Annotated in this window: 24 protein-coding genes; 21 read left to right on the top strand and 3 right to left on the bottom strand. The window is 72.1% G+C overall.

Annotated features, from left to right (window positions below):
• Positions 1-210: 210 nt before the first annotated feature.
• The 16 genes from OG933_RS04095 (at position 211) to OG933_RS04020 (ending at position 19183) form a co-directional block, all read left to right on the top strand.
• Positions 211-387 (top strand): hypothetical protein, encoded by a 177-nt coding sequence (locus tag OG933_RS04095; RefSeq protein ID WP_020126694.1) that lies wholly within the window; start codon positions 211-213, stop codon positions 385-387.
• A 100-nt stretch (positions 388-487) separates the two neighbouring features.
• A complete protein-coding gene (pgm, locus tag OG933_RS04090; RefSeq protein ID WP_405625405.1) occupies positions 488-2128 on the top strand; it encodes a phosphoglucomutase (alpha-D-glucose-1,6-bisphosphate-dependent) in 1641 nt (546 codons plus the stop codon).
• Positions 2129-2266: 138 nt separating this feature from the next.
• On the top strand, positions 2267-2539 hold the full coding sequence (locus OG933_RS04085; RefSeq protein WP_405625402.1) for a hypothetical protein: 273 nt from the start codon (positions 2267-2269) through the stop codon (positions 2537-2539).
• Positions 2539-4812, top strand: a complete 2274-nt coding sequence (locus tag OG933_RS04080) for a heavy metal translocating P-type ATPase (protein ID WP_405625400.1) — start codon at positions 2539-2541, stop codon at positions 4810-4812. Before OG933_RS04085 ends, OG933_RS04080 begins: the two co-directional genes overlap by 1 nt.
• Positions 4809-5333 (top strand): copper chaperone PCu(A)C, encoded by a 525-nt coding sequence (locus OG933_RS04075; protein WP_405625397.1) that lies wholly within the window; start codon positions 4809-4811, stop codon positions 5331-5333. The genes OG933_RS04080 and OG933_RS04075 overlap by 4 nt, the downstream gene beginning before the upstream one ends.
• Before the next feature lie 366 nt (positions 5334-5699).
• Positions 5700-7184: an MFS transporter gene (locus tag OG933_RS04070; protein ID WP_405625396.1), complete on the top strand. Its 1485-nt coding sequence runs from the start codon at positions 5700-5702 to the stop codon at positions 7182-7184.
• Between the two features lie 234 nt (positions 7185-7418).
• Entirely contained in the window at positions 7419-8462 is a 1044-nt protein-coding gene (locus OG933_RS04065) for a beta-ketoacyl-ACP synthase III (protein ID WP_405625394.1), read from the top strand.
• A complete protein-coding gene (locus OG933_RS04060) occupies positions 8459-8698 on the top strand; it encodes an acyl carrier protein (protein ID WP_362269449.1) in 240 nt (79 codons plus the stop codon). The genes OG933_RS04065 and OG933_RS04060 overlap by 4 nt, the downstream gene beginning before the upstream one ends.
• Before the next feature lie 22 nt (positions 8699-8720).
• Complete coding sequence (locus tag OG933_RS04055) at positions 8721-9611, top strand: TauD/TfdA family dioxygenase (RefSeq protein WP_362521897.1); 891 nt, start codon at positions 8721-8723, stop codon at positions 9609-9611.
• Entirely contained in the window at positions 9608-10105 is a 498-nt protein-coding gene (locus OG933_RS04050; protein WP_362521895.1) for an FcoT family thioesterase, read from the top strand. The genes OG933_RS04055 and OG933_RS04050 overlap by 4 nt, the downstream gene beginning before the upstream one ends.
• 21 nt (positions 10106-10126) lie before the next feature.
• Positions 10127-11689: a long-chain-fatty-acid--CoA ligase gene (locus tag OG933_RS04045; protein WP_405625391.1), complete on the top strand. Its 1563-nt coding sequence runs from the start codon at positions 10127-10129 to the stop codon at positions 11687-11689.
• 33 nt (positions 11690-11722) lie between these two features.
• Positions 11723-11968, top strand: a complete 246-nt coding sequence (locus OG933_RS04040; protein WP_054239063.1) for a phosphopantetheine-binding protein — start codon at positions 11723-11725, stop codon at positions 11966-11968.
• Entirely contained in the window at positions 11965-16218 is a 4254-nt protein-coding gene (locus OG933_RS04035) for an amino acid adenylation domain-containing protein (protein ID WP_405625389.1), read from the top strand. Before OG933_RS04040 ends, OG933_RS04035 begins: the two co-directional genes overlap by 4 nt.
• Positions 16219-16308: 90 nt before the next feature.
• Positions 16309-17355 carry an ABC transporter substrate-binding protein gene (locus tag OG933_RS04030; protein WP_405625388.1) on the top strand — a complete coding sequence of 349 codons (1047 nt, stop codon included), beginning with the start codon at positions 16309-16311 and terminating at the stop codon, positions 17353-17355.
• Positions 17356-17411: 56 nt separating this feature from the next.
• The gene (locus OG933_RS04025) at positions 17412-18386 is read left to right on the top strand and encodes a FecCD family ABC transporter permease (protein ID WP_405633228.1); all 975 of its coding nucleotides are present in this window, start codon (positions 17412-17414) and stop codon (positions 18384-18386) included.
• A complete protein-coding gene (locus OG933_RS04020) occupies positions 18383-19183 on the top strand; it encodes an ABC transporter ATP-binding protein (protein WP_405625387.1) in 801 nt (266 codons plus the stop codon). Before OG933_RS04025 ends, OG933_RS04020 begins: the two co-directional genes overlap by 4 nt.
• A 95-nt stretch (positions 19184-19278) precedes the next feature.
• Here the strand turns inward: OG933_RS04020 and OG933_RS04015 are convergent, their stop codons facing one another.
• Complete coding sequence (locus OG933_RS04015; protein ID WP_362521885.1) at positions 19279-20358, bottom strand: acyl-CoA desaturase; 1080 nt, start codon at positions 20356-20358, stop codon at positions 19279-19281.
• 198 nt (positions 20359-20556) lie between these two features.
• A complete protein-coding gene (locus tag OG933_RS04010; protein ID WP_405625386.1) occupies positions 20557-21108 on the bottom strand; it encodes a hypothetical protein in 552 nt (183 codons plus the stop codon).
• 471 nt (positions 21109-21579) lie between these two features.
• On the opposite strand from OG933_RS04010, the gene OG933_RS04005 reads away from it, so the two are divergent.
• From OG933_RS04005 to OG933_RS03990, 4 genes are all read left to right on the top strand, one after another.
• Positions 21580-21738: a hypothetical protein gene (locus OG933_RS04005; protein WP_362521883.1), complete on the top strand. Its 159-nt coding sequence runs from the start codon at positions 21580-21582 to the stop codon at positions 21736-21738.
• A 159-nt stretch (positions 21739-21897) separates the two neighbouring features.
• Positions 21898-22269 (top strand): STAS domain-containing protein, encoded by a 372-nt coding sequence (locus OG933_RS04000; protein ID WP_405625383.1) that lies wholly within the window; start codon positions 21898-21900, stop codon positions 22267-22269.
• A 56-nt stretch (positions 22270-22325) separates the two neighbouring features.
• Positions 22326-22955, top strand: coding sequence for a hypothetical protein (locus OG933_RS03995; protein ID WP_405625380.1), 630 nt, complete (start codon positions 22326-22328; stop codon positions 22953-22955).
• 119 nt (positions 22956-23074) lie between these two features.
• Positions 23075-24190, top strand: coding sequence for a substrate-binding domain-containing protein (locus tag OG933_RS03990; RefSeq protein ID WP_362521878.1), 1116 nt, complete (start codon positions 23075-23077; stop codon positions 24188-24190).
• Here the strand turns inward: OG933_RS03990 and OG933_RS03985 are convergent.
• Positions 24147-24623: a MarR family transcriptional regulator gene (locus OG933_RS03985; protein WP_362521876.1), complete on the bottom strand. Its 477-nt coding sequence runs from the start codon at positions 24621-24623 to the stop codon at positions 24147-24149. The two genes, OG933_RS03990 and OG933_RS03985, sit on opposite strands and share 44 nt — an antisense overlap.
• A 262-nt stretch (positions 24624-24885) precedes the next feature.
• Here OG933_RS03985 and urtA point away from each other — a divergent pair, with 262 nt between their 5' ends.
• Positions 24886-26142: an urea ABC transporter substrate-binding protein gene (gene urtA / locus OG933_RS03980; protein ID WP_054239069.1), complete on the top strand. Its 1257-nt coding sequence runs from the start codon at positions 24886-24888 to the stop codon at positions 26140-26142.
• Positions 26143-26242: the final 100 nt, after the last annotated feature.

Raw genomic sequence — 26242 nt, 5'->3', positions numbered from 1 at the left:
CCCGAACCGTCCGACGGCCGAAGGCCGTGAACTCCGTCCGCCCCGGCACTCCGTCCCCAGGGCCGAATGCGTGGTGTTCACCGCCCGGTCGGGGGCATCCGCTGAGCAACGACCTGGAAAGAGCACGACACCGCACGAGCGACACCGCACGAGCGACACCACCGAACCGGCCGACCCCGAACCGGCCGACACCCCGAAGGGACGGACCCCTTGCTCGCCATCATCTCGGCAGTGCTGTTCTTCATCGCCTTTCTGATCAACGCGGCGGAGATCTCCACCAACGACACCTTCACCTCGACCAACCTCATGCTCCTGGGCCTGACCGTGCTCGCCCTGCACGTCGCGGGCATAGGCAGCGGCTGGTCGGTGCGCGGCCGCCGGCGCTGAGCGCTCCGGGCGCAAACCGACCCGTACTCGCGGACAGCCGCCCCCACAAGGGAAGATGGAAGGCGTAAGCCTTGATCGACCGATGCGGAGGAGCGGGCACATGCAGCACGAGCGAGCGGGCACGAAGGCCGGCCCCGAGGATCTCGTCGACGTCGCCCGGCTGGTCACGGCGTACTACGCGCTGCACCCCGACCCGGCCGATCCGGGGCAGCGCGTGGCGTTCGGCACCTCGGGGCACCGGGGATCGTCGCTGAACACGGCGTTCAACGAGGACCACATCGCCGCGACCAGCCAGGCCATCTGCGAGTACCGGACCGCCCAGGGCACCGACGGCCCCCTCTTCCTCGGCGCGGACAGCCACGCCCTGTCCGAGCCCGCCCGGGTCACCGCCCTGGAGGTGTTCGCGGCCAACGGAGTGACGGTGCTCGTCGACAGCGCCGACGGCTACACGCCGACACCCGCCGTCTCCCGCGCGATCCTCACCCACAACCGCGGCCGCACCGCCGCCCTCGCCGACGGCGTCGTCGTCACCCCGTCGCACAACCCGCCCGCCGACGGCGGCTTCAAGTACAACCCGCCGAGCGGTGGCCCCGCCGCCTCCGACGCCACCTCCTGGATCCAGGACCGGGCCAACGAGATCATCACCTCCGGCCTGAAGGACGTACGGCGCGTCCCCTACGCCCGTGCCCTCGCCGCGCCCACGACCGGCCGCTACGACTTCCTCGGCACCTATGTCGCCGACCTCCCGAGCGTCCTCGACCTGGACGCGATCCGCGCCGCCGGTGTCCGCATCGGCGCCGATCCCCTGGGCGGGGCGTCCGTCGCGTACTGGGGCCGGATCGCCGAACAGCACCGGCTCGACCTGACCGTCGTCAACCCGCTCACCGACCCGACCTGGCGTTTCATGACGCTCGACTGGGACGGCAAGATCCGCATGGACTGCTCGTCGCCGTACGCGATGGCCTCGCTGATCGAGCAGCGCGACCGCTTCCAGATCGCGACCGGCAACGACGCCGACGCCGACCGGCACGGCATCGTCACGCCGGACGCCGGCCTGATGAACCCCAACCACTACCTGGCCGCCGCCATCGGCTACCTCTTCGCGCACCGTGGGCAGTGGCCGGCCGACGCGGGGATCGGCAAGACGCTCGTGTCGTCCTCGATGATCGACCGGGTCGCCGCCGACCTCGGGCGCCGCCTCGTCGAGGTGCCCGTCGGCTTCAAGTGGTTCGTGGACGGGCTGGTCGACGGCTCGCTCGGCTTCGGCGGGGAGGAGTCGGCCGGTGCCTCCTTCCTGCGCCGCGACGGCTCCGTCTGGACCACGGACAAGGACGGCGTCATCCTGGCGCTGCTGGCCTCCGAGATCACGGCGGTCACCGGGAAGACCCCGTCCGAGCACTACGCCGGCCTGACGGACCGCTTCGGCTCGCCCGCCTACGCGCGCATCGACGCCCCGGCCACCCGGGAGGAGAAGGCGCTGCTCGGCAAGCTCTCGCCCGCGCAGGTCACCGCCGACACCCTGGCCGGGGAGCCGGTCACCGGCGTGCTCACCGAGGCCCCGGGCAACGGCGCGTCCATCGGGGGTATCAAGGTGATCACCGCCAACGCCTGGTTCGCGGCCCGTCCCTCGGGCACCGAGGACGTCTACAAGATCTACGCCGAGTCCTTCCTCGGCCCCGACCACCTCCGCCGGGTCCAGGAGGAGGCCAAGGACGTGGTCGACGCCGCGCTGGGCGGCTGAGCCGCCCGGGCCGGACGGCCGCTCATGTGACGCGCGCCACACCACTGCCCCGGAACCCGGTCGGCGGCCGCTCCGACTACTGAAGCGGTACGGCGCGATCCCGGCGACGTCGTACGACGTCACCTGGAGACGCGGCTGATGGACGTATCCCGGAATTCCTCCCGGTCCGGCGTGGGCGCGGCCTTACGGAGGGCGGGGCCCCCGCCCGCCCTCTGCGGCTTCCTCCTGCTCATGGCGCTGATCTTCGCGGTCTCCTACGCCGTCGGCGCCGCCTCCGGCCCCGTGGCACCCGGCATGCACGGCACCGGAACCGGGACGGGCGGCGACGGTGGCGGCGGCGGGGGAGCGGAAGACGCCGACGACATGGGTGACATGGGCGGCATGGCCGACCCGCACGGGGGCGGCCACTGATGAGTACGGAACCGGTGACCGCCCAGGTCACCACCGATCTGACCGTCGGCGGCATGACCTGCGCGGCCTGCGTGACCCGGGTCGAGAAGAAGCTCGGCAAGCTGGACGGCGTCACGGCGACCGTCAACCTGGCCACCGGGCGGGCTCGGGTGAGCCACCCGGCGGACATCGGCCCGGACGAACTCGTCGCGACCGTCGAGAAGGCCGGCTACACGGCCGCCCTGCCCGAGCCGCCCAGGAGCAGGCAGCCCACGGACGGCGCCGACGCGTCCGAGGACACCCGGCAGGAGCGGCACCGGCTGGTCGTCACCGCCCTGCTCGCGCTCCCCGTGCTCACCTTGTCGATGGTGCCCGTCCTGCAGTTCCGCAACTGGCAGTGGCTGTGCTTCGTGCTCGCCGCACCGGTCGCCGTGTGGGGGGCCCGGCCCTTCCACGAGCGTGCCGTGCGAGGACTGCGGCACTCCGCCGCGACCATGGACACACTGGTGTCGCTGGGCGTGGTCGCCTCCTTCCTCTGGTCGGCGTACGCGCTGTTCCTCGGCGGCGCCGGCGACCCCGGCATGCGGATGCCGTTCGACCTCGTGCCGACCGCCTCGGACGGCGTCGCGCACATCTATCTCGAAGCGGCCGTCGGCGTACCGCTGTTCGTGCTGGCCGGACGGTTCCTGGAGGCGCGGGCCCGGCACGGAACCGGGGCGGCGCTGCGCTCGCTGGCCCGGCTCGCCGCGAAGGAGGTGTCCGTCCGGTCCGCCGACGGATCCGAACGGCTCATTGACATCGAGGAGTTGAGAGTCGGTCAGGTCTTCGTCGTGCGGCCGGGGGAGCGGGCGGCCACCGACGGCGAGGTGGTGGAGGGCAGTTCGGCCGTCGACCTGTCCCTCGTCACCGGCGAGAGCGAGCCCGTCGAGGTGGGACCGGGGTCCGCGGTGGTCGGCGGTGCCGTCAACGCCGGCGGGCTGCTGCTCGTACGGGCCGAGGCGGTCGGGTCCGACACCCAACTCGCCCGCATCACCCGGCTGGTCACCGAGGCACAGGCCGGGAAGGCGCGGGCGCAACGACTGGCCGACTCGGTGGCCGGTGTCTTCGTGCCCGTCGTACTGGCGCTGGCCGTCACCACCCTCGGGTTCTGGCTGGGCGCCGGGGCCGATCCCCAGGCGGCGATCACCGCGTCCGTGGCCGTCCTGGTCGTGGCCTGCCCGTGCGCGCTGGGCCTCGCGACCCCGACCGCGCTGATGGCCGCGACCGGCCGGGGCGCCCAGCTGGGAATCCTGGTCACCGGACCGCAGGCACTGGAAGGGCTTCAGCACCTCGACGTCGTCGTGCTGGACAAGACCGGCACGCTGACCTCCGGACACATGAGCGTCGCCCGCGTCACCGCCGCACCCGAGGGGCTCGGCCGCGACGCGGCGCTGCGGCTGGCGGGAGCCGTCGAGCAGGGTTCGGAGCATCCGCTCGGCCGCGCCCTCTGCGCGTACGCCCGACGCGAGTCGGACGAGCGGCGGCTGCCCGAGGTGAGCGACTTCGCCGCGCTGCCCGGACGGGGAGTGCGCGGCCGGGTCGAGGGACGGCTCGTCGAAGTCCTCGCACCGGACGAGGAGTTGCCCGACGGCCTCCGGGACGCCCTGGCCGCGGCCGAATCCGCCGCTCGTACCCCCGTACTGGTCCGGGTGGACGGCAGGCCCGAAGCCCTGATCGAGGTCGGGGACCTCGTACGCCCCGGAAGCCATCGCGCCGTGGACCGGCTGCGGCGGCTCGGTGTGCGTCCCGTACTCGCCACCGGAGACCGGGAGGCGCCCGCCCGGGCCGTCGCCCGGGCACTCGGCATCGAGGAGGTGCACGCCCGCCGCAGTCCCGAGGACAAGGCCGCCCTCGTGGCCGGGTTGAGGGAGCAGGGCTACCGGGTCGCGGTCGTCGGGGACGGGGTGAACGACGCCGCCGCGCTGGCCGGCGCCGATCTGGGGATCGCCATGGGCAGCGGCACGGACGTGGCCATCGGGGCCGCCGACGTCACGCTCGTCCGCGGCGACATCGAGGCCCTCGCGGACGCGGTCCGGCTCGCCCGGCGCACGCTGGGCACGATCCGCGTCAACCTGGTGTGGGCCTTCGGCTACAACGTCGTCACCGTCCCGCCGGCCATGGTGGGCCTGCTCAACCCGATGGTCGCGGCGGCCGCCATGTCGGCGAGTTCGGTGCTGGTCGTGGCCAACAGCCTGCGGCTGCGCGCCTGGCAGCCCTCGGCCCGGCCCGCTGCCGCGCGGAAAGGCACCCGATGACCGAACGAGCGACCCGGCGGCCCTCGCGCCGCCGGCTCACCGACACACTGCTCGCCGCGCTCGCGCCCGTCGCCGTGTGCGGCCTCGCCCTCGGCGGGCTGAGCACGTGGACCGCCTACGGCAACGCCGGCAGCCCGGCCCGGATCAGGGTCACCGACGGCAGGGTCTTCCTGCCCTCCGCCGGCGTCCCGGAGACGGCCGCGTTCTTCCGGGTCGCCAACAGCGGGGGCTCGGCGGACCGGCTGCTGAAGGTGACCACCGCCGAAGCCGGCGCGGGCTCGCCCCGGCTGAGCCGCCACCTCATGACCGGCACCGGCTCGGCGTCCGCGCAGACGGTCGCCTCCGTCGCCGTACCGGCCGGCGAGACCCTCGACATGTCACCGGGCGGCCTCGACGTGATACTGCTGGCGAAGTCGGGCTGGCAGTCCGGTGACCTCGTCGCGTTCACCCTGCACTTCGAGCACGGCGGGGCGGTGAAGACGCTCGCGGTGGTGGTCCGGCCGGGCCAGGACAGCAGCTGACCCGGCCGAGGAAATCGATCCGGAAGCGCGGAAGCGCGGAAACGCGGAACACGGAAACTCGGGAACCCGGGGCCGCGGAACCCGGGGCCGGCCGTGGCCGGCCATTGCTTCGGGACGACCATTCGGAAAGGGGGAGCAATTCGCCGGGAGAAATCCCCGGTATTCCATGTCCGACAGTTCCCGACTGTCGGCGCCTCGTGCTGCCCGGAAATCACGGGAAGCGGTTTCGGTGCGGAAATATGAGGTGTGGGAAAACGACCGTTCCCATTCCGGATTCCGACTGCTACGGTGACGGAAATTGATCGGCCGGCCGGAATTCCGGTTCATGGAATTCCGCACACTGTGATGCTGAGGGGGTGAGGGACGATGTCCCTGTTCGTTCTGGCGTTGGGGCAGCTCGTCATCTCGCTCGACTACAACATCGTGTACGTCGCCCTGCCGGACATCGGCGCGGGCCTGGGCTTCTCCGACCACGATCTCCAGTGGGTGGTCAGTGCCTATGTCGTGGCGACCGGCGGTCTCCTGCTGCTGGGCGGCCGGGCCGCCGACCTGCTGGGCCGGCGCCGGATGTTCGTCCTCGCGGCGCTGCTGTACGCGGGTTCCTCCCTGGCGGGCGGCCTGTCGGAGACCGCGGGAGTCCTGGTCGCCGTCAGGGCGGTCCAGGGCATCGGCGGTTCCCTGCTGTTCCCGGCGACGCTGTCCCTGATCAACACCCTGTACGCGGAAGGGCCCGAGCGGAACCGGGCCCTCGCGGTGTGGGGCGCCGCCGGAGCCGGCGGGCTCTGCTTCGGGTCCCTGCTCGGCGGGGTGCTGGTGGAGGCGTTCGGCTGGCCGTCGGTGTTCTTCGTCAACGTGCCGGTCGCGGCAGCCCTCGCGGTGGCGGGCCGGCTGCTCTTCCCGCCCGACGGGCCCCGGGACCGCACGCGGCGCTTCGACGTGGCGGGTGCGCTGACCGCGACGGGCGGGGTCACGCTCCTGGTGTTCCTGCTGGTGCGGGCCCCGGCGCAGGGCTGGGACTCGCCCGCCGCCCTGACGGGCGCGGCGCTCTCGGCCGGCCTGCTGACGCTGTTCGCCGTCGTGGAGCGGCGATCGCGTGAACCGCTCGTCCCGGCACGGCTGTTCGCCCGTCGCGGCCTGGCGGTCGCCATGGGGGTGACCGCCCTGTTCAGCGCCACGTTCAGTTCCGTGCCGTACTTCCTCACCCTGTACTTCCAGACCGTCCACGGCTACAGCGCCGTCGCGACCGGCCTCGCGTTCCTGGTGCCCGCCCTGGTGATCGCCGGGGGCACCCAGGCCGGGGAACGGGCCGTGACCGCCTTCGGCGTGCACCGGGTGCTGGTCGGCGGCCTGGCGCTGGGGGCGGTCGGGGCGGCGGCGCTCGGCCTGGGGCTCACCTCGGACGGCTCGTATCCACGCCTGCTGCCCGGGATCGTGCTCCTGGGGCTCGGCCAGGGCGCCGCGTGGACGGCGATGTGGATCGCCGCGTCCACCGGGGTGGCCGCCGACGACCAGGGCGTCGCCTCCGGACTGGCCTCGACCAGCCTCCAGGTGGGCGGCGCGGTGGGCCTCGCCGTCCTGGTCGCGATCGCCGGCGGCGTCGGCCGGAACGCCCCGGGCCCCGGGCTCCTGGACGGCATCCGGACCGCTGTCTTCGCGACGGCGGGCGCCATCGCCCTCGGCGCGCTCGCACTGCTCGCCCTCCGCCGGAGCGCGGTGACCGCGGTGAGCGCGGTGACCGAGGTGAGCGCCGGTCCCGCCGCGGTCCTCGCGGAGGGCGGCGATCCCGGCGGGACCGGCCGGCCCGGCGGCAACGCCGACGACCCCCGGGCTTCGGGGAGCACGAGTGCCTAGCCGCCCGTGGCCCCGGGGAGCACCAATGCCCCGGTGCCCGCTCCCGACTCCTCTTCCTGCCGCACCTCCCGACCCGTCCCCCTGACCCGCGCCCCTGACCCCCTGTCCCGCGCCCCTGACCCCGTCCCGCTGTCCCGCGCCCCTGACCCCGTCCCGCTGTCCCCCCCCTGATCCATCTCCCCCTCCCCTCCCCGGGCCGCCCGGCCCGTCCTCCGTCATGCCAGGAGCAGACCCATGTCCCCGATCGCCGACGGTTCCTCCGCGCCCCCGGCCGCCGTGCTGTGCGGGCTGGCCGGATGGGTGCCGTCCCGGGTGGTGACCAACGAGCACCTCGCGCGACGGCTCGACACCGACGACGCCTGGATCCGCACCCGGACCGGGATCCGCCGACGGCACGTCGTCGAGCCCGGGCAGGCGACATCCGACCTGGCCGTCGAGGCCGGCCGCCGGGCCCTCGCCTCCTCCGGCACCGACCCGGTGGACGCCGTCGTCGTCGCCACGGCCACCCCGGACCGCAGCTGCCCGGCCACCGCGCCCGCGGTCGCCGCACGGCTCGGTCTCACGGGGGTGGCGGCCTTCGACGTCGGTGCCGCGTGCACCGGCTTCGTCTACGGACTGGTGGCCGCCGCCGGGCTGATCGCGTCCGGCGTGGCCGGACGGGTCCTGCTCGTCGGGGCGGACACCTACTCCACCGTCGTGGACCCGCTGGACCGGGCCAACGCGATCATCTTCGGCGACGGCGCCGGAGCCGTCGTCCTGCGCGCCGGACATCCCGACGAGCCCGGCGCGGTCGGCCACTTCGACCTCGGCAGCGACGGCGCCCACGAGGACCTGATCATGGTCGCCGCCGGTGGCTCCCGGCAACGCTCCCGGCCCGTCGAACCCAGCCACGAGGAGCGGCACTTCGCGATGCGGGGCAAGGAGGTCTACCGCCACGCGGTGACCCGGATGGCCGAGTCCGCGCGGGCCACGCTGTCCCGGGCAGGCCTGCGGATCGACGACGTCGACCGCTTCGTACCGCACCAGGCCAATCTGCGGATCCTGCACGCGGTCGCCGACGACCTCGGTCTGCCCCGGGAGCGGTGTGCGACCCACGTCGAGTCCGTCGGCAACACCGGCGCCGCGTCCATCCCGCTCGCCCTCGCCGACGCGGCCGCCCGTCGCACGGTCCGGTCCGGCGACCGGCTTCTGCTGACCGCCTTCGGCGGCGGCCTCACCTGGGGTTCCTGCCTGCTGACCTGGCCCGTGCTCCATCGACAAGAACGGACGACGCCATGAGCACCACCTACGAGCAGCTCGTCGACATCCTCACCCGACTCCACGACGCCCCCGCCGACCGCATCCGCCCCGGGGCGACCCTCGGCGAACTGGACGTCGACTCGCTGACCACGGTCGAGATCAGCATCCGCATCGAACGCGACCTCGATGTGACGGTCGGCGACGACGAACTCGGACCCGACCTCACCCTCGGCGACATCGCCGGACTCGTGGACGCCCGCCGGCCGGCCGTCTGACCCCATGGAAGGAAGCACCGCAATGCAGATCGAGGAACAGCCCGGCGCCGCGATCGGCGCCACGGTCGAGGGCTTCGACCACACCACCGCCTCGGACGCCGACGTCGAGGCACTCAAGAACACCGTCTACACGAGGAAGATCGCCGTCCTCAAGGGACAGGACCTCTCCCCGAAGGAGTTCCTCGCGCTCGGCAAGCGGCTGGGCCGCCCCGAGACCTACTACGAACCGATGTACAAGCACCCGGAGGTCCCGGAGATATTCGTCTCCTCCAACGTGCCGGAGAACGGCCGGCAGATCGGCGTACCGAAGACCGGCAAGTTCTGGCACGCCGACTACCAGTTCATGCCGGACCCCTTCGGCCTGACCCTGATCCACCCCCAGGTCGTGCCGGAGAAGAACCGTGGGACGTACTTCATCGACATGGGACGGGCCTACGAGAAGCTGCCCGAGGACCTGAAGAGGGAGATCGCCGGCACCCGCTGCACCCACTCGGTGCGCAAGTACTTCAAGATCCGGCCGCACGACGTCTACCGCCCGCTCTCCGAGATCATCGACGAGGTCGAGCGCAAGACCCCGGCCGTCGTCCAGCCGACCACCTTCACCCACCCGATGACCGGCGAGACGGTCCTCTACATCAGCGAGGGCTTCACCGTCGGCATCGAGGACCGGGACGGCAACCCGCTCGACGAGGAGCTGCTCAAGCGGCTGTTCGAGGCGACCGGGCAGCTCGACGAGACGTTCACGCACGACGGCATCCACCTCCAGGGCTTCGAGCGGGGCGACCTGCTGATCTGGGACAACCGCAGCCTCGTTCACCGCGCCCGGCACACGAGCACACCGGAGCCCACCGTCTCCTACCGCGTCACCGTGCACGACGCACGCCGGCTGCACGACGGGATCAAGGCGGCATGACGGACGAAGCCCTGCTGGCGCACGTGCTGACGCCGTACAAGGACCACTGCAGATACCTGCGCTCGGCCGTCGTGACGGAGACCGACGGGCGCGCCTCGGCCCGCTGCGAGTTCGAAATTCCCGAGTCGTGCTACATCGACGACACCGGCCATCTGAATTCCGTGGAGGTGAACATCTGCTACAACCAGATGATGTATTACCTCGTGGCCAAGTCCGTGCAGGAAGGACTGGGTACGGGATTCGAGTCCTGGACGCTGGACGACTTCTTCGAGCGCCAGCTCCCGGACATTCTCATCGCCCGTTTCGCCGCCAGTTTCCGGCGCCCGATCGATTCCCGCGCGTTCTCGGGGGAGATGGAATTGAGTTCCGTCACCCGGCGCGTCCCGGCAGCCGGTCACCCGTTCCTCCACGCCGAGACCACCTACCGCTACCGGGACGCCGGCTCGGGCCGGTGCGACGGCGAGGCGACCCTGGCGTTCGTCAACCTCCCCTGACCCGAGGCGAGAGAAGAATCCATGACCACGGACAGGCTCCACCACCCGGAGCTCCGGACGCTCGCCCGGACCACGGGCTTCCACGCGCGGCACCGGCCCGACACCCCCGCGATCCTGTGCGAGGGGCGCACGCTGACGTACGGGCAACTGCACCGCGAGAGCAACCGCATCGCCCACGCCCTGCGGGCCGCCGGACTCACCCCGGGCGACCGGGTCGCCTACCTGGGCAAGGAGTCCGAGCACTACTACGAGATCCTCTTCGGCTGCGCCAAGAGCGGCACGGTGCTCGTCCCCGTCAACTGGCGGCTCACCGCGCCCGAGGTCAGCCACATCCTCCAGGACTCCGGTACCCGACTCCTCTTCCTGGAGGACGAGTTCGCCACCGTCGTCGACGGGATGCCGACCGCGCCCCCCGAGACGATCGTCGCGCTCGGTGAGCGCCTCGCGGCCTGGAAGGCGCCCCAGCCCGACACCGAGCCGCCGGACACCGCCACCCCCGACACCCCGGTGGCCCAGCTCTACACCAGCGGCACGACCGGCCTGCCCAAGGGCGTGGTCCTCGCCCACCGCAGCTTCTTCGCGATCCGGGACGCCCTGGCGAGCGAGGGGCTGGACTGGATCGACTGGCGGGCCGGGGACATCGCGCTGATCGGCATTCCCGGCTTCCACGTCGGCGGCCTGTGGTGGGCCGCGCAGAACCTCAACGCGGGCACCACGATCGTCGCGATGCGCGCCTTCGCCGCACGCCGGGCCGTCGACCTCATCCGCGACCTGGGCGTCACCACCGCCTGCGTCGTCCCGGCGATGCTCCGCATGATGCTGACCGAACCCGGCATCCGCGCCGAGGACTTCACCACCCTGCGCAAGACGGTCTACGGCGGTTCCCCGATCTCCGAGGCCCTGCTGGAGGAGAGCCTCGCCGTCCTCGACTGCGAGTTCGCCCAGATCTACGGGCTCACCGAGACCGGCAACACCGCCGTCTGCCTGCCCCCGGCCGCCCATGTCCCGGGCGGCCCGCTGATGCAGGCGGCGGGACGGCCGTACCCGGGCGTACGCGGCAAGGTGATCGACGGGGAGGGCCGGGAGCTTCCGCCGGGCGCGGTGGGGGAGGTCTGTCTGGCCACGCCCGCCCACATGGTCGAGTACTGGGGACTGCCCGAGAAGACCGCCGAGACCCTCGTCGACGGCTGGATCCACACCGGGGACGCCGGCTTTTTCGACGAGGACGGCCACCTCTTCATCCGCGACCGCATCAAGGACGCGATCCTCGTCGCGGGCGAGAACGTCTACCCGGCCGAGATAGAGAACGCGCTGGAAGCCCATCCCGGTGTGGCCGAGGCCGTCGTCGTCGGCGCACCCGACGAACGCTGGGGCGAGTATGTGCACGCCTTCGTCGTCCCGGCCCCCGGCCCGTCGGCCCGCCCCCGGGACCTGCACACCTTCCTCGTCCCACGGCTCGCGAGCTTCAAGCTGCCCGCCCGCTACGAGTTCATCGACGCCGTACCGCGCAATCCCAGCGGAAAGATCCTGCGCCGCGAACTGCGCGACCGCTTCTGGCGCGACTCCGCACGCAAGGTCAACTAGCCCCTCACCAGGGCCGGATCGAGAGAGAACGACATGCCTGCTCCCCTTACCCTGGACGGCTTCCGCGCGGACCTGGCGGAGTACCTGTACCAGCGGCCCGACGAAGTCGACCTCGACGAGCACCCCCTCCACGCGGGCCTGGACTCCCTGCGCATCGTCACCCTCCTCGAACGGTGGCGGGAGACCGGCGTGGACGTCACCTTCGTCGACCTCGCCGAATGCACCTCGTTCGCCCAGTGGTGGCAGCTGCTCTGCGCCCGCAGGGGAGGAACGACGTGACCCCGCGCCGTCCGCTGCCGCCCGCTCAGGAAGGCGTGTGGACCGGACAGCGGCTCGACCCGGACAGCCCCGCGTACAACACGGCCGAGTACGTGCACATCCACGGCCCGGTGGACGCGGCCCTCTTCGACGAGGCCCTGCACCTCGTGGTCGCGCAGACGGAGGCCCTGCACGTCGTCTACGGCGTCGACGACCAGGGCCGTCCCTGGGAGACGGACGCCCCGGCAGACGACTGGCGCCTGCACACGGCGGACCTCACCGCCGAACCCGACCCGCGCGCGGCGGCCCTGGCCTGGATGGACGAGGACCTGGCCCGCCCCGTCGACCTCGCCCGCGGCCCCGTCTTCGGCCACGCCCTGTTGCGGATCGCGGGGGAGGAACACCTCTGGTACCACCGCGTCCACCACATCGCCCTCGACGGCTTCGGCCTGTCGCTGGTCGCCCGGCGGGTCGCCGAGGTGTACACCGCTCTGGTCGCCGGGGAGCCGGTGCGGGACAGCGGCTTCAGCACCCTGGCCTCGGTGCGGGAGGAGGAGCGCGCCTACCGCGAGTCGCCCCGCTTCGCCGAGGACCGCGCCTACTGGACGGACCGGTTCGCGGACCGGCCGCCCGTGGTGACCCAGGCCGGCCGCGCGGCGCTGCCCGGGCGCACCTTCCACCGACGGGTCGTCGACCTGGACGCGGCGCGGACGGACGTCCTGCGCGCCGTCGCCCGCGACCTGAAGGTCACCTGGTCCGAGCTGCTGCTGGCCGTCACGGTGGCCCGGCTGCACCACACGACCGGCGCCCCCGAGATCATCCTCAGCCTGCCGGTGATGGGCCGCCTCGGCTCGGTCTCCCTCCGCGTCCCCTGCATGGTCCGCAACATCCTGCCCCTGCGGGTGACGGTCGCCGGCTCGGACAGTCTGCGCGACCTCGCCGTCCGGATCTCGCGCGAACTGCGGGCCGCACTGCCGCACCAGCGCTACCGCTACGAACAACTGCGGCGCGACCTCAGACTCCTCGGCGGACAGCGGCGGTTGTCCGGCCCGGGCGTCAACATCATGCCCTTCGCCTACGACCTCCGGTTCGCCGGACACCGCAGCACGGTCCACAACGTCTCCGCCGGCCCCGTCGACGACCTGTCCGTCAACGTCTACGACCGCTCCGAGGGTGCCGGCCTGCGCATCGCCGTGGACGCCCACCCCGACCTCTACGACGCGGCGGACCTCGCCGCGTTCCAGGAGGGGCTGCTCGCCCTGCTCGCGGCGGCCGTCGCCGCACCCGACCGGGCGCTGGACGAGCTACGGGCCCACGAGAGCGTCGCCGTCCTGGACGGGGGGCCGCTGCCCGGCCCGGCGCGCCCGGTGCTCGCTCTGATCGCCGAGCGCGCGGCACAGAGCGGCGGCTCGGTCGCCGTCGAGCACGACGGCCGCGGCGTGACGTACGCGGAACTCCTCGGCTTCGCGCATGACCTCGCCCGCCGGCTGGCCGCCCGGGGGGTGGGCCCCGGGGACCTCGTGGCCATCGGCCTGCCACGCGGCATCGACGCCGTCATCGCCGTCCTCGGCGTCCTGCTCCGCGGGGCCGCCTACTGCCCGTTCGACCCGACCGCGCCACCGGCGCGCGGCGCCGGGCTGCTGGACGAGGCCCGGCCCGCGCTGGTCCTGACGGCTGCCACGTACGCCGAGGTGACGGCCGACGACCACCCCGGCCCCGGCACCGCTCCACCCGCCGCACCGGCGCCCCACGACCTCGCCTACGTGCTGCACACCTCCGGTTCCACCGGCCGCCCCAAGGGCGTCGAGGTCGGCCACGGGGCCCTCGCCCACTTCGTCGCCGGCGCCTCGCACCGCTACGGACCGCGCCCCGGCGACCGGGTGCTCGGGTTCGCGCCCCTGCACTTCGACACCAGCGTCGAGGAAATCTTCCTCACCCTGTGCGCGGGTGCCACGCTCGTGGTCCGCACCGACGACATGACCGACTCGGTCCCCGCCTTCCTGGACGCCTGCGCCCGGCTGCGGATCAGCTTCCTCGACCTGCCCACCGCCTACTGGCACCAGGTGGCCCACGCCGTCTCGACCGGAACCGCCGCCCTCCCCACCGGGGTGCGGACCGTCGTCATCGGCGGCGAGAGCGCCCTGCCCGAACGGGTCGACCGCTGGCGCGAGGCCGTCGGCACGTCCGTGCGGCTGCTCAACACCTACGGCCCGACCGAGGCCACCGTGGTCGCCACCGTCGCCGACCTCCACGACCCCGGCCTCGCCCCCGGGGACGTACCCATCGGGCTCCCGCTGCCCGGCACCGGCGCGGCGGTCGTCGACGGCGAACTCCACCTCCTGGGCGGCAATCTGGCCCTCGGCTACCGGGGGAACCGGCCCCCGGACGCCGCACGTTTCGCGCCCCTGCACGCCCTGCCCGGAGCCCCCCGCGCCTACCGCACCGGCGATCTGGTCCGCGTCGGCGACGACGGGCAACTGCGCCATCTGGGCCGCTCGGACACCGAGTTCAAGATCAGCGGACACCGGGTGCACCCCGCCGAGGTGGAGAGCGCCCTGCTGCGCCACCCGGCAGTGCGTGACGCCGTCGTCGTAGGGCAGGTGCTTCCGGGCGGGACACGGCGCCTGGCGGCGTACGTCGTGCCGGACGGGCCCGCCCCGGCGGCAGCCGCGATCAGGGAGCACCTGCGCACGGCACTGCCCGCGGCGATGGTCCCGTCGGCGGTCGAGTTCCTGGACGAGCTGCCCCGGACCAGCTCGGGGAAGACCGACCGCCACGCGCTCGCGACGACACTCCCCGTCACCCGGACCGCGGTGTCCGGCACGCTCGAACACACCGTCACCGCCGCCTGGCGGCAGGTGCTCGGGGCGGCGACCCTGTCCGCGCAGGACGACGTGTTCGAACGGGGCGCCCAGTCCCTCCAGGCCATCCAGGCCGCCAACCGCCTCGGCATCGCACTCGGCCGGGAGGTGAAGGTCGCCTGGCTCTTCCAGCATCCGACCGCCGCCGAACTGGCCAGGTTCCTGGCGCAGCGGGCGCGGCCGGCCACGGTCGGCCTGCCGCAGAGCCTGCTCGCCGACGCCGTCCTCGACCCCGGCGTGCGCCCCGGCGACGGTCCCCGGGCGGGCGGCACGCCGGAGCGGATCCTGCTCACCGGCGCCACCGGTTTCGTCGGCGTCCACCTGCTGGCGGAACTCCTGACGAGCACCGGCGCCGAGATCGTCTGTCCGGTCCGCGCCCCGAGCCCCGCAGCGGCCACCGAGCGCGTCCGACAGGCCCTGGACACCCACTGGATCGACCTCACGGACGCGGCACGCGACCGGATCACGACGGTCCCCGCGGACCTCGCCCGCCCCCGACTCGGCCTGGACGAAGAGGAGTTCACCGCACTCGCCGGCACCTGCGACGCGATCCTCCACAACGCGGCGAACGTCAGCGTCCTGCGCGAGTACGCCGGCCTCCGCGCCGCCAACACCGAATCGACCAGGGAACTGTTGCGCCTCGCGGCCCCACGCTCGATCCCCCTGCACTTCGTGTCGACGCTCTCCGTAGCCCCGCCGCTCGCCCTCGCCGCCGAGGTGCCCGAGGCGTTCCTCCCGCCCCACCCCGGGCTGCGCTACGGCTACCAGCAGTCGAAGTGGGCGGCCGAGCAGCTGCTGCGCCAGGCCGCCGAGCGGGGCCTGCCGGTCACCGTGCACCGGCTCGGCCGGATCGTCGGCCCGGCCACCACCGGGCAGGTGAACGAACGGGACTTCCTCTGGAACGTGCTGCGCGCCGGGATCCCCGCGGGCATCGTCCCCGACCTCTTCGAGGAGGAGATCTGGACACCGGTCGACCACCTCGCCGAGGCGCTCGTGCGGCTCTGTCTCGGGCCGCCGGGTCCGGCGACCGTGTTCCACCATGCCGCCACGGCCCCGGTGCGGCTCGGTGACGTCTACGACTGGCTGGAGGAGTACGGCTACCCGCTGCGGCGCCTGCCCCTGGACCGGTGGCGTGCCGAGTTGCCGCGTTCCTCCGGCGCCGCGGCCACCACGCTCGCCTTCTTCGACGCCCGGGACGCGGACGCGGACGCGGGCGATGCCACGGGCACGGATCTGCGCCTGGGGCGGATCCGCGCCGACAACGTGGTGGACGCCCTGCGCACCGGCGGCGTCACGTGCCCGCCCGTCGGCAGGGAACTCGTCCACCGATACCTCGACCACTGTGTCACCACCGGCAAGCTGCCCGCTCCCGTCGGGCGGCGGAGCCGTCCGGCAACTCCCGCGAAGTAATGGGGGATTGCCGGGAACTCGCGGGCGCCGCTCCCCGACTACTGCAACAGAACCCGTCGCATCACGAGCCCCCCGCTGCAAGGAGCCCGCATGTCGAAGAAACGGCCGGTCGCCGTCGCCCTGGCCGGCGCCCTCTGTCTGGTCACCTCGGCGTGCGGCGCCGACTCCTCGACCGACACGGCCGGCGGCAGCGGCGACAAGGCGTCCGCGGCCGCCGCCGGTTCCGGCTACCCGGTGACGCTCGAGAACTGCGGGGTCGCCGAGAAGTTCGGCGAGGCGCCGAGCCGGGTCGTCGTCATGAACGGCGCCTCGGTCGCCGAGGTCTCCACGCTCCTCGCCCTCGGCCTCCAGGACAGGATCGTGGCCAATCAGCAGAGCTACGGCATGTCCGAGGTCGCGGGACGAGCCGCCGCCATCAAGGCACTGCCCACCGGTGACGTCAAACTCAACGAGGCCTACGACATCCCGCGCGAGGCGATGATCGGACTGCGCCCGGACCTGGTGCTGTCCACGACCGCGTACGGCTTCGACGAGAAGAACGGCTTCGCCACCCGGGAGCAGTTGGCGCAAGTCGACGCCAACACCTATGTCTCACCGCAGGGTTGCGACCAGGACACCACGAAGATGACCATCGCCGACAGCTACACGCTGCTGCGTGACCTGGGCAAGGTCTTCAACGTCGGCGACCGGGCCGAGAAGCTCGTCGCCGCGTCGGAGAAGCGCATCGCCGACATCGCCGCGAAGGTCAAGGGCGAGCGGCAGCCCAAGGTGATGGTGCTGTTCTCCAACATGGCGATGGGCGGCAACGACTTCAGCTCGGTCGTCGCCAAGGGCATCTACAACGACATCCTGGCCAAGGCCGGCGGCTCCAACGCCTTCGAGTCCGCCTCCGAGACCTCCTTCGCCGACCTGAGCAAGGAGAAGGTGGCCGCCACCGCCGTCGACGCCCTCGTCGTCATCGGCTACAACGACCCCGACCCGGCGGCCTACGCCGAGAAACTGCTGAAGGAGTTCCCCCAGTGGCCGGCCGCGAAGAACAAGACGTACGTGGCCCTGTCGGACTCGATGTACCTCGGCCCGAGCAACGACCTGGCGGTCGCGAAGATCGCCGAGATGCTGCACCCCGACAAGGTCTGAACGGACCGAGGCTGTCCCTTGCCGTCGGCGCCCTGCTGGTGGTGCTCGTCGCCGTCATGGTGGCGGCGGTGAGCATCGGCGCGGTCAACATCCCGGTCGGCGACGTGTGGGGGATCCTCCTGCACCACCTCACCGGGCGGGGAACCACCGGCGACCCGGCCCTGGACCAGATCGTGTGGACCTTCCGGGCCCCTCGCGTCGCCCTGGCAGCCCTGGTGGGCGCGGGTCTGGCCGTCGCCGGGGCGGTGCTCCAGACCCTGGTCTCCAACCCGCTCGCCGACCCCGTCGTCCTCGGCTTCTCCTACGGCGCCTCGCTCGGTGCCGTGCTGGTCATCACCCTCGGCGGGGCGGCGCTCGGCGGACTGGGCGGACTCGGTGTGTCGGGCGCGGCGTTCGTCGGCGCGCTGGCCGCCGGCGCCCTGGTGTTCGCCCTCGGGCAGCGACAGGGGCGGCTCGCCCCCACCCGGCTGGTGCTGGCGGGGGTCGCGGTCGGCTACGTCCTGCTGTCCGTGACCAGCTTCGTCCAGCTGCTCGCGACACCCACCGAACTGCGCACAGTCATGTTCTGGATGCTCGGCAGCGTCGCCGGCGCCCAGTGGAGCCAACTGCCGACCGTCACCGTGGTCGTCCTGACGAGCACGGCCCTGCTGACCCTGTTCGGGCGGCGGCTCAACGCCCTGCTCGCCGGCGACGAGTCCGCCACCGCGCTCGGCGTGGACGTCAACCGGCTGCGTGCCGTCCTGCTGGTCATCAGCGCACTCCTCACCGGCACGGTCATCGCCGTCGCGGGCGGGGTCGGCTTCGTCGGCCTGATGATCCCCCACCTGGTCCGCCTCACCGTCGGCGCCGACCACCGTCGGCTGCTGCCGCTGAGCGCACTGCTGGGCGCCGTCTACCTGGTGGTGGTGGACCTGCTCTCCCGCACCGTCAACCGCCCCAACGAACTGCCGCTGGGCATCCTCACCGCCCTGCTCGGCGCCCCCTTCTTCCTGTGGCTGCTGCGCCGCGACAAGGGCCTGGACACCGTATGAAACTGAACGTGGACCAGCTCCACATCACCCTGGAGAACAAGGCGATCCTCCGCGAGGTGAACCTGGAGGCGGCGGAGGGCGACATCGTCGGACTGGTGGGCCCCAACGGCAGCGGCAAGTCCACCCTGCTGCGCACGGTCTACCGCTCGCTGCGCCCGGCCTACGGGGTGGTGCGGGTGGGCGGTGACGACGTGTGGGCACTCTCGGCCCGTGCCGCGGCCCGGCGCACGGCGGCCGTCCTCCAGGACGCCGGCACCACCACCGGCCTGACCGTGACCGAGATCGTCGCGCTCGGCCGCACCCCCCATCACGGCCTGCTGGGCCGCGACGGCGCCGAGGACCGCGAGGCGGTGGCCGAAGCGGTCGCCCGCTGCGGAGTCGCCCCCTTCGCGCACCGGGACTACGCCACCCTGTCCGGCGGCGAACGCCAACGCGTCCTGCTGGCCCGCGCCCTCGCCCAGCGCCCGCGGCTGCTCGTCCTGGACGAACTCACCAACCACCTCGACATCCGCGCCCGGTTCGAACTGCTCCACCTCATCCGCAGCACCGGCATCACCACCCTCGCCGTCCTGCACGACCTCGACCTGGCCGCGCGCCTCTGCGACCACCTCGTGGTGCTGCACGAGGGCGCGGTGGTGGCGGCCGGTCCCGTCCTGGAGGTCCTCACCCCGGACCTCCTGCGTGACGTGTTCGGCGTACGCGGCGACACGGAACGGCATGCCGACGGCGTCGTGCGCATCACCTACGCGGCCGAGCCGCTCGACCTGGACCGGGAGACCGAGCCCGCCGAGCGGTGACGTGCACGGTCACTCCCTGTCGGGCTCGTACGGGAATCCGATCAGGGTGAACGGTCGCGGGTGGCCGGCGCGGGTCGTGTCCGGTGCGGCGCCCGCTAGACGTCGCTGCCGCCGATGGCTGCCGCACCTGCCCGGGCGGGGACGCGGGCCTGCCGGAGCGGTGCTCCGGCCTGATGGAGGCTGGCGAGGGCCTGCCGGTAGGACGCGATCAGCCCGGTCTCCAGGTAGTCCAGACCCAGTTCCTCGCAGTGGCGCCGGACGATGGTCCGGGCCTTGCGCAGGTTGGGGCTGGGCATGCTGGGGAACAGGTGATGCTCGATCTGATGGTTCAGGCCGCCCAGCGCGATGTCGATGAGGCGCCCGCCGCGCACGTTGCGCGAGGTGAGCACCTGGCGGCGGAGGAAGTCCGGGCGGTCTTCGCCGGTCAGGATCGGCATGCCCTTGTGGTTGGGCGCGAAGAGGGAGCCGAGGTAGACGCCGAACAGGCACTGGTGGACGGCGAGAAAGGCGATCGCCATGCCGGGCGGCAACAGCCAGAGCAGGAGGGTCAGGTAGACCGCGAAGTGCGCGAACAGCAACGTGCCGTCGAGTGCCCGGTGCTTGAGCGAGCGGTTGGCCAGCGCCCGCACGCTCGACACGTGCAGGTTGAACCCCTCCAGCGTGAGGAGCGGGAAGAACAGGAACGCCTGCCAGCGGCCGATCAGCCGGGGGAGCCCCTTGGCGACCCGGGCCTGGTCCTCGGACCACACCAGCAGGTCGGGGTCGAGGTCAGGGTCGAGTCCCTCGTGGTTGGGATGGGCGTGGTGGCGGGTGTGCTTGTCCTGCCACCACCCGTAGCCCATGCCGACGCCGGCGCCGGCGATCCGTCCGGACGCCTCGCTGGCCCGGCGACGGCTGAACACCTGGCGGTGGGCCGCGTCATGCGCGAGCAGGGCGACCTGGCCGAAGACGACGGCCAGGAAGGCGGCGACCGCCAGCGTCCACCAACTGGCGCCGATGAGCCCGACGGCGGCCCAGCCGCCGACGTAGAGTCCCGCGACCACGGTGATCCGCAGGGCGTAGTAGCCGGGACGGCGCCCCAGCAGGCCGGCATCGGCGATCTTTCTCGACAGCCGGGCGAAGTCACTGCCCGAGGTCTCGGTAGGCGGGGGGCGGACCGAGGTGTTTCTGGTCATGACGGTGCAGCTCTCTCCGAAGGAGGCAGATGGCTCGGCGCCGCCTCGGGAGTTGTTGAGACCGGGCCACACGTAGGGATGCGCTTTTGCCGTTGCGCGATGCGTGAGGCGCGACCGCGGAGCAAGGACGACGTCTGCTTCGTCTGCCACGGCAGCGCAGGCCCTCTGTCTCCGTGCGGGTTCCCCGAGAGCCAGGCTTCACACTCCGTCGTGCCCACGACTGGTGACCAGCCAGGAGCGTGCGGGTTCTGCCGCGCGGGCGGTGTCCACCGTCAGGTGGAGGAGGGTTCCGCCGGCCACCGTGCCGACGGGATAGCTGCGCTGCTCGGAGGAGGCGAAGCAGCTACGGAGCATCTCCGCGATCTGGCGGGCGGCCTCGGGGGACGAGGCGACGAGGCGCACGTCGACCTTCCCGGCCGAGGGCGGTTCCGGTGCCTCCACGGGGTGGTGCCGCCGGCCCGGCCCGCCCACTGTCCCCACCCCCACCGGGGAAGGGGCCGAGTCATCCGTGGCACCGGCCGGTTCGGCGTGGTCGACAGGGGGTGACGCGCCGGCGGGTGCCGGGGAAGGCTTCGCCGCTCGTCGGTTCCTCGCCCGCAGGCGGCCGAATCCCGGCAGCGCAACGCCGTAGCGGTAGGCCGTGGTCCTTGCGCGCTGCCGCGCTTGGGGGTGATGGACCAGAGCGGGTCTCATGGCGACTCTCAGGGCGATCACGGCGATGATCAGTGCCGCGGTGACGACGAGTTCCACGTCCTCACCCCCTCGGGCGGAGCGCACGCGAGAGTACGAGAGCGGTCGGGTTCGGTGAGGGTGGTCTGTCCGTCGGTCGCGGTCATGGCGCGAACCTGTCCCCGGGCTCGTCTTCGACGTTCCGGTCGTGTTTGCTCGCCGCGAACGGCACCAGCATCTGATCCGGTGTGCGAAGTGTTCCCGGTGATTCGAGCCTACTCCGGGGCGGTCCCTGTGGGGGGGGCGTACGACCGAGCATTCTCCCCGGCTGTGCGCCGCCTGCGTCACCGCGTGGGACTTCGCGCGCTCGTCACCGGGCAACGCGAGCCTCCGGCTCGGTGATCCTCGTCCTCCTGCGGTCCCTACTCCTCGGCCGAGGAGTAGGGTGAGGAACACCGAGGATATTTCGCGCACCGGCTGCCACGCTCGTGTCGTTTTCGGCGATCGAATAGGCCGGGTCGGTCGCGGTCGGCCCGGAGCAGGGTTCGCGTCATGACTGCGACCGTTTCCCTCTCGCCGACACTCCAGGACCGGCCCCCGGCCATGGCCGTGCGGGACGACAACGACGCCTCGGCCCAACGGATTCTCGCCGCCACCGGTCTCGCCCCCGCCGACCCCGTTCCCGTCCTGCCCGGCGCTCCCGGCTGGTAGCCGGCCGGATCGCACAGGGCGCCCTCCCGTGCCGGAGGCCGCATCCAGGAACCGAGTTCAGGAACCGAGGGCAGCGACTCGGTTCGCCGGACCGGAGGCTCATCCCGTCCGTCACCACGCACGCACACCCCCGTCCTCATGCGTCCGGACAGAGGAGCCATGGCCCTTCCACAACTGAACGTCTATCGGCACGAACACGGTACCCGGGTTCTGATCACCCTCGCGGGAGAGATCGATCTGGCCACGGCGGCGCAGGTGAGGAAGGCACTGGCCGAGTGTCTGAGTGATGACATCCGCAGCATCGACGTCGACCTCACGGCGGTCACCTTCTGCGACGCCAGCGGACTCAACGCCTTCCTCCTGGCATCCCGGTTCGCCACGGATGACGGCAGGACCTTGCGGCTGCACCACCCGTCGCAGAGCGTGGCCCGCGTCATCGAGATCACCGGCTCCGGATTCCTGCTCCACCCGGCCCCTGCCGTCGTTGGGCGATCGTGCGGGATTCCCGTCGTCGCGGGCGGTGCGCCGTGACGGCCCTGCCCGGACGGGAGCAGCCACCGCTCGGTGAGGGCGGCACACCGTCCGCCATGGACGCGTTACGTCTGCGTCGGCTGAACCGCTGGCAGGCCGAGACCCTCAAGGAGGATCTGGCCGATCTGTACGTGGAGTCCTCCCGGGCGCAGCCCGGCGAGGGGTACCGGGACCGGGAGGCGTTTCTGCGGCGGCTGACCGGCGCCGTCCGGCGGCCCGGCTTCGCCCTGCTGATCGCGGAGAGCACCGCTTTCGCGGGGTGTGTCTACGGATTCCCGGTACGGCGCGAGGGTACGTGGTGGCGGGGGTTCGACGGGCCGCTTCCGCGGAGCGTCGAACAACTCACGGCATCCGGTCATGTCTTCGCGATCACCGAGACATTGGTTCACCCCCACGCGGACGGCCAGCGCCTGGCCCGCCGCCTTCAGTACCGCCTGCTCGCCGACCATCACGCCTCGCTCGGGGCGACGTTGGTGGAACAAGCCGACTCGGCGGTCCGCAACGCCTTCCTGTCGTGGGGCTGGCAGGACATCGGACTGGTTCGTCGGCCGTCGGACCAGCAGCTTCTCCGGCCGTCGGCCCCCGTGGTGCTGCGAGCCCTGGTCCTTCCACTCGGGCTCGGGCCGCATACGGCCGCCCACCCGGACGGGCTCGCCCACGACAACCGCACCCAGCGGCCCGGCTGACCGGCACCGTCCGCCCGGTGCGCGACGGGAGGCCTGCCCTGTCGGAAGAGCACCTCAAGAATGGGTCTCGATCCGGGCCGCCGCTTGGGCAGCGGGAGCGGTGCGGCAATCATGGGGCCATGCACCGTCCCGTCCGTCTCCCTGCCCACGAGTGGTTCACGGTCGACGACTCGACCCTGAACATCGCGCTCGTGTACCCGATGCAGGGTCCCGCCGGCGTGTTCGGACCCACCTGCGAGACCTGCGCCCGGCTGGCCGCGGAGGAGATCAACAAGGCGGGCGGAGTGCTCGGCAAGGAGCTGCGGCTCCTCGAGGTCGACGGGGGCGCCGAGCCGCGGCAGGTCGCGGAGGACGTGGAGGCCCTGGTGGCCACCGGGGCGGTGCAGGGGGTCACGGGCTGGCACATCTCCTCGGTGCGGCAGGCGATGGCCCCGCGCATCGCGCACCGGGTGCCGTACGTCTACACCGCGCTGTACGAGGGCGGCGAGCGCACCGACGGCGTCTACCTGACCAGCGAGACCCCCGCCTGGCAGCTGCTGCCCGCCATGCGCCTGCTCACCGAGGCCCGCGGCGTGCGCCGTTGGTTCGTCGTCGGCAACAACTACGTCTGGCCCCGGCGCACCGCGCGGGCCGCCCGCCGCTACGCACGCGACTCCCGCGGCCGGGTGTGCGGCGAGGCGTATCTCCCGCTGGGCGCCGACGACTTCCGTGACGTGCTGGGCCGGATCGAGCGGGCCGACGCCGACGCCGTACTCATGCTGCTGGTCGGCAGTGACGCGGTCCGCTTCAACCGGGCCTTCGCCGCCGCCGGACTCGACCAGCGCTGCCTCAGGCTGAGCACGCTGATGGACGAGAACATGCTGCTGGGCAGCGGCCCCGAGGCCACCGTCGACCTCTACAGCACGGCCGGCTTCTTCGCCTCGCTCGCCGACCAGAACACCATGGACTTCCACGGCCGGTACGCCGACCGCTTCGGGGTGGCGGCCCCGACCCCGGGCAGTCTCGGCGAGTCCTGCTACGAGGGCGTGCTGCTGCTCGCCGCACTCATCGAACGGGCCCGCACCCTGGACGTCGCCGCCATCGGTGCCGCGGCCGACACCGTTTCGTACGAGGGGCCGAGGGGCCTGATCGGCCTGGAGGGCCGGCACGTGCGCCAGCGCATCTATCTGGCGCAGGCGGACGGTCTCGACTTCAACGTCCTCGCTCAACTGCGCGCTCCGCACGAGCTGTCGTAGCGCCGGCTCCGTCCTCGAGCACCTCCGCCAGGCGGTCCAGCAGGACTTCCAGCCGTTCGCCCCGCTCTTCCCCGAGCAGCGGCTCCCACCCCGCCCGCTCGGCCCGCACCGCGCGCACCAGTTGCTGCCGGCGTTCCATGCCCCGCGGGGTGAGGCAGGCCAGGACGCGGCGCCGGTCGGCGGGGTCGACCCTGCGGAACACCAGGTTCTGGTCGACGAGTTGGTCGATCAGCTTGGTCGCGCTCGGCGCGGGCATGACGGCGTGGTCGGCGAGGGCCGTCATGTGGTGTCCCTGCCCGTCCGAGAGCAGGTCCAGCACCCACCACGCTTCCACCGAGCAGTCGAACTCCTCCAGCACGGACTGGAGTCGGCGTGTGGCGAGACGCTCGGCCCGGGTCAGCAGACGGAGCAGTTCGTGAGGCCGCCTAGCCATCGCACTCCTCCGCTCGAAGTCCTGGTTCCCCGTGCCGGGTGGGGCAGGAGCCTACCGTAAAAGGTCCTTTCCCCAGGAAGTATCAAGGCCCGCTTTATTGCTTCCACCAGAAACTGTTCATCAATTGCGCGGAAACGCGGCGGAAACAGTTTCCTCGCAGGCTGTGCGCCAACGCCGCGGCTACCGAAGCGCGTTGGATCCCCTTTCTCCCCAGAGTCCTTCCGCTCCCTTCGCACCGCCCTTCGGGGCATGGAGGTTTTGTATGTCCGGGCTCAGCATCAGCAGGCGCGGCCTGTTGGCCGGTATCTCGGCGGTCGGCGCCTCCGCCGCCCTCAGCGCCTGTGGCGCCAAGACGGGTGAAGGCTCCTCGACGGACGCGGCCGGCGCCTCCGCCGACACCTCCGGCAGCACGGTCAAGGTCGGTCTGCTGAACTCCCTGTCGGGCACGATGGCCATCAGTGAAGTCACCGTCCACAACGCCCTGTTGCTCGCCATCAAGGAGATCAACGCGGCCGGTGGCGTGCTCGGCAAGAAGCTCAAGGCCGTCAGCCAGGACGGCGCCTCCGACTGGCCCACCTTCGCGGAGAAGGCCGAGGCACTGATCAAGGACGACAAGGTCGCGGCCACCTTCGGCTGCTGGACCTCGGCCAGCCGCAAGGCCGTCAAACCGGTCTTCGAACGGTACAAGTCGCCGCTGTTCTACCCGGTGCAGTACGAGGGCCTGGAGGAGTCGCCGTACATCTTCTACATCGGCGCGACCACCAACCAGCAGATCGTCCCGGCCCTCGACTATCTCAAGAAGCAGGGCCTGACCAAGCTCTACCTGGTCGGCAGCGACTATGTGTTCCCGCGCACCGCCAACAAGATCATCAAGGCTTATGCGAAGGCCAAGGGAATGACGGTGGTCGGTGAGGACTACGCGCCGCTCGGGTCCACGGAATTCGGCACCATCGTCAACAAGGTCAAGGACTCCGGCGCGGACGCCGTGTTCAACACCCTCAACGGCGACAGCAACGTGGCCTTCTTCAAGGAGTACAAGTCCTCCGGGCTGACCGCGAAGAGCATGCCGGTGCTGTCGGTCTCCATCGCCGAGGAAGAGGTGAAGAGCATCGGCACCCAGTACCTCCAGGACCAGCTGACCGCGTGGAACTACTACGAGACGACACCCGGCGCGGCCAACACCGAGTTCGTGGCGGCCTATCAGGCCGAATACGGCAAGGACAAGCCGACCAGCGACCCGATGGAGGCCGCCTACATCTCGGTGTACCTGTGGAAGGCGATGGTGGAGAAGGCCGGCTCCTTCGACGTCGCCAAGGTCAAGGCGGCCTCGGACGGCATCACCTTCGACGCTCCCGAGGGCAAGGTGACGGTCGACGGCGCGAGCCAGCACGTCTACAAGACGGCCCGGATCGGCAAGGTCGGCGCGGACGGCCTGATCACGGAGGTCTGGAACTCGGGCGGCCCGATCAAGCCGGACCCGTACCTCAAGGGCTACGACTGGGCCTCCGGCCTGTCCTGATCGCGGCCCGGACCTGCTCCTCGGCCTGGTCCTGATCCCTGCCCGCTCCCCGCTCCCGCGGTGGGACCCGGCCCCGTCCAGGGGCCGGGTCACGCCCATG

Origin of the sequence: Streptomyces sp. NBC_00016 (genome assembly GCF_045040885.1) — a bacterium.
Classification (GTDB): domain Bacteria; phylum Actinomycetota; class Actinomycetes; order Streptomycetales; family Streptomycetaceae; genus Streptomyces; species Streptomyces coriariae.
Note: the sequence above shows the minus strand (reverse complement) of the source record. Positions and strands in the feature narration are given on the sequence as shown.

Excerpts from the sequence above, each read along its gene's own strand:
- OG933_RS04040 (WP_054239063.1), top strand. The coding sequence starts at position 11,723 with ATGCCTGCTCCCCTTACCCTGGACGGCTTCCGCGCGGACCTGGCGGAG.
- OG933_RS03995 (WP_405625380.1), top strand. The coding sequence starts at position 22,326 with ATGGACGCGTTACGTCTGCGTCGGCTGAACCGCTGGCAGGCCGAGACC.
- OG933_RS03990 (WP_362521878.1), top strand. The coding sequence starts at position 23,075 with ATGCACCGTCCCGTCCGTCTCCCTGCCCACGAGTGGTTCACGGTCGAC.
- OG933_RS04045 (WP_405625391.1), top strand. The coding sequence starts at position 10,127 with ATGACCACGGACAGGCTCCACCACCCGGAGCTCCGGACGCTCGCCCGG.
- urtA (WP_054239069.1), top strand. The coding sequence starts at position 24,886 with ATGTCCGGGCTCAGCATCAGCAGGCGCGGCCTGTTGGCCGGTATCTCG.
- OG933_RS04055 (WP_362521897.1), top strand. The coding sequence starts at position 8,721 with ATGCAGATCGAGGAACAGCCCGGCGCCGCGATCGGCGCCACGGTCGAG.
- OG933_RS04050 (WP_362521895.1), top strand. The coding sequence starts at position 9,608 with ATGACGGACGAAGCCCTGCTGGCGCACGTGCTGACGCCGTACAAGGAC.
- OG933_RS04000 (WP_405625383.1), top strand. The coding sequence starts at position 21,898 with ATGGCCCTTCCACAACTGAACGTCTATCGGCACGAACACGGTACCCGG.
- OG933_RS04065 (WP_405625394.1), top strand. The coding sequence starts at position 7,419 with ATGTCCCCGATCGCCGACGGTTCCTCCGCGCCCCCGGCCGCCGTGCTG.
- pgm (WP_405625405.1), top strand. The coding sequence starts at position 488 with ATGCAGCACGAGCGAGCGGGCACGAAGGCCGGCCCCGAGGATCTCGTC.
- OG933_RS04080 (WP_405625400.1), top strand. The coding sequence starts at position 2,539 with ATGAGTACGGAACCGGTGACCGCCCAGGTCACCACCGATCTGACCGTC.
- OG933_RS04085 (WP_405625402.1), top strand. The coding sequence starts at position 2,267 with ATGGACGTATCCCGGAATTCCTCCCGGTCCGGCGTGGGCGCGGCCTTA.
- OG933_RS04015 (WP_362521885.1), bottom strand. The coding sequence starts at position 20,358 with ATGACCAGAAACACCTCGGTCCGCCCCCCGCCTACCGAGACCTCGGGC.
- OG933_RS04075 (WP_405625397.1), top strand. The coding sequence starts at position 4,809 with ATGACCGAACGAGCGACCCGGCGGCCCTCGCGCCGCCGGCTCACCGAC.
- OG933_RS04030 (WP_405625388.1), top strand. The coding sequence starts at position 16,309 with ATGTCGAAGAAACGGCCGGTCGCCGTCGCCCTGGCCGGCGCCCTCTGT.
- OG933_RS04025 (WP_405633228.1), top strand. The coding sequence starts at position 17,412 with ATGGTGGCGGCGGTGAGCATCGGCGCGGTCAACATCCCGGTCGGCGAC.
- OG933_RS04005 (WP_362521883.1), top strand. The coding sequence starts at position 21,580 with ATGACTGCGACCGTTTCCCTCTCGCCGACACTCCAGGACCGGCCCCCG.
- OG933_RS04060 (WP_362269449.1), top strand. The coding sequence starts at position 8,459 with ATGAGCACCACCTACGAGCAGCTCGTCGACATCCTCACCCGACTCCAC.
- OG933_RS04020 (WP_405625387.1), top strand. The coding sequence starts at position 18,383 with ATGAAACTGAACGTGGACCAGCTCCACATCACCCTGGAGAACAAGGCG.
- OG933_RS03985 (WP_362521876.1), bottom strand. The coding sequence starts at position 24,623 with ATGGCTAGGCGGCCTCACGAACTGCTCCGTCTGCTGACCCGGGCCGAG.
- OG933_RS04070 (WP_405625396.1), top strand. The coding sequence starts at position 5,700 with ATGTCCCTGTTCGTTCTGGCGTTGGGGCAGCTCGTCATCTCGCTCGAC.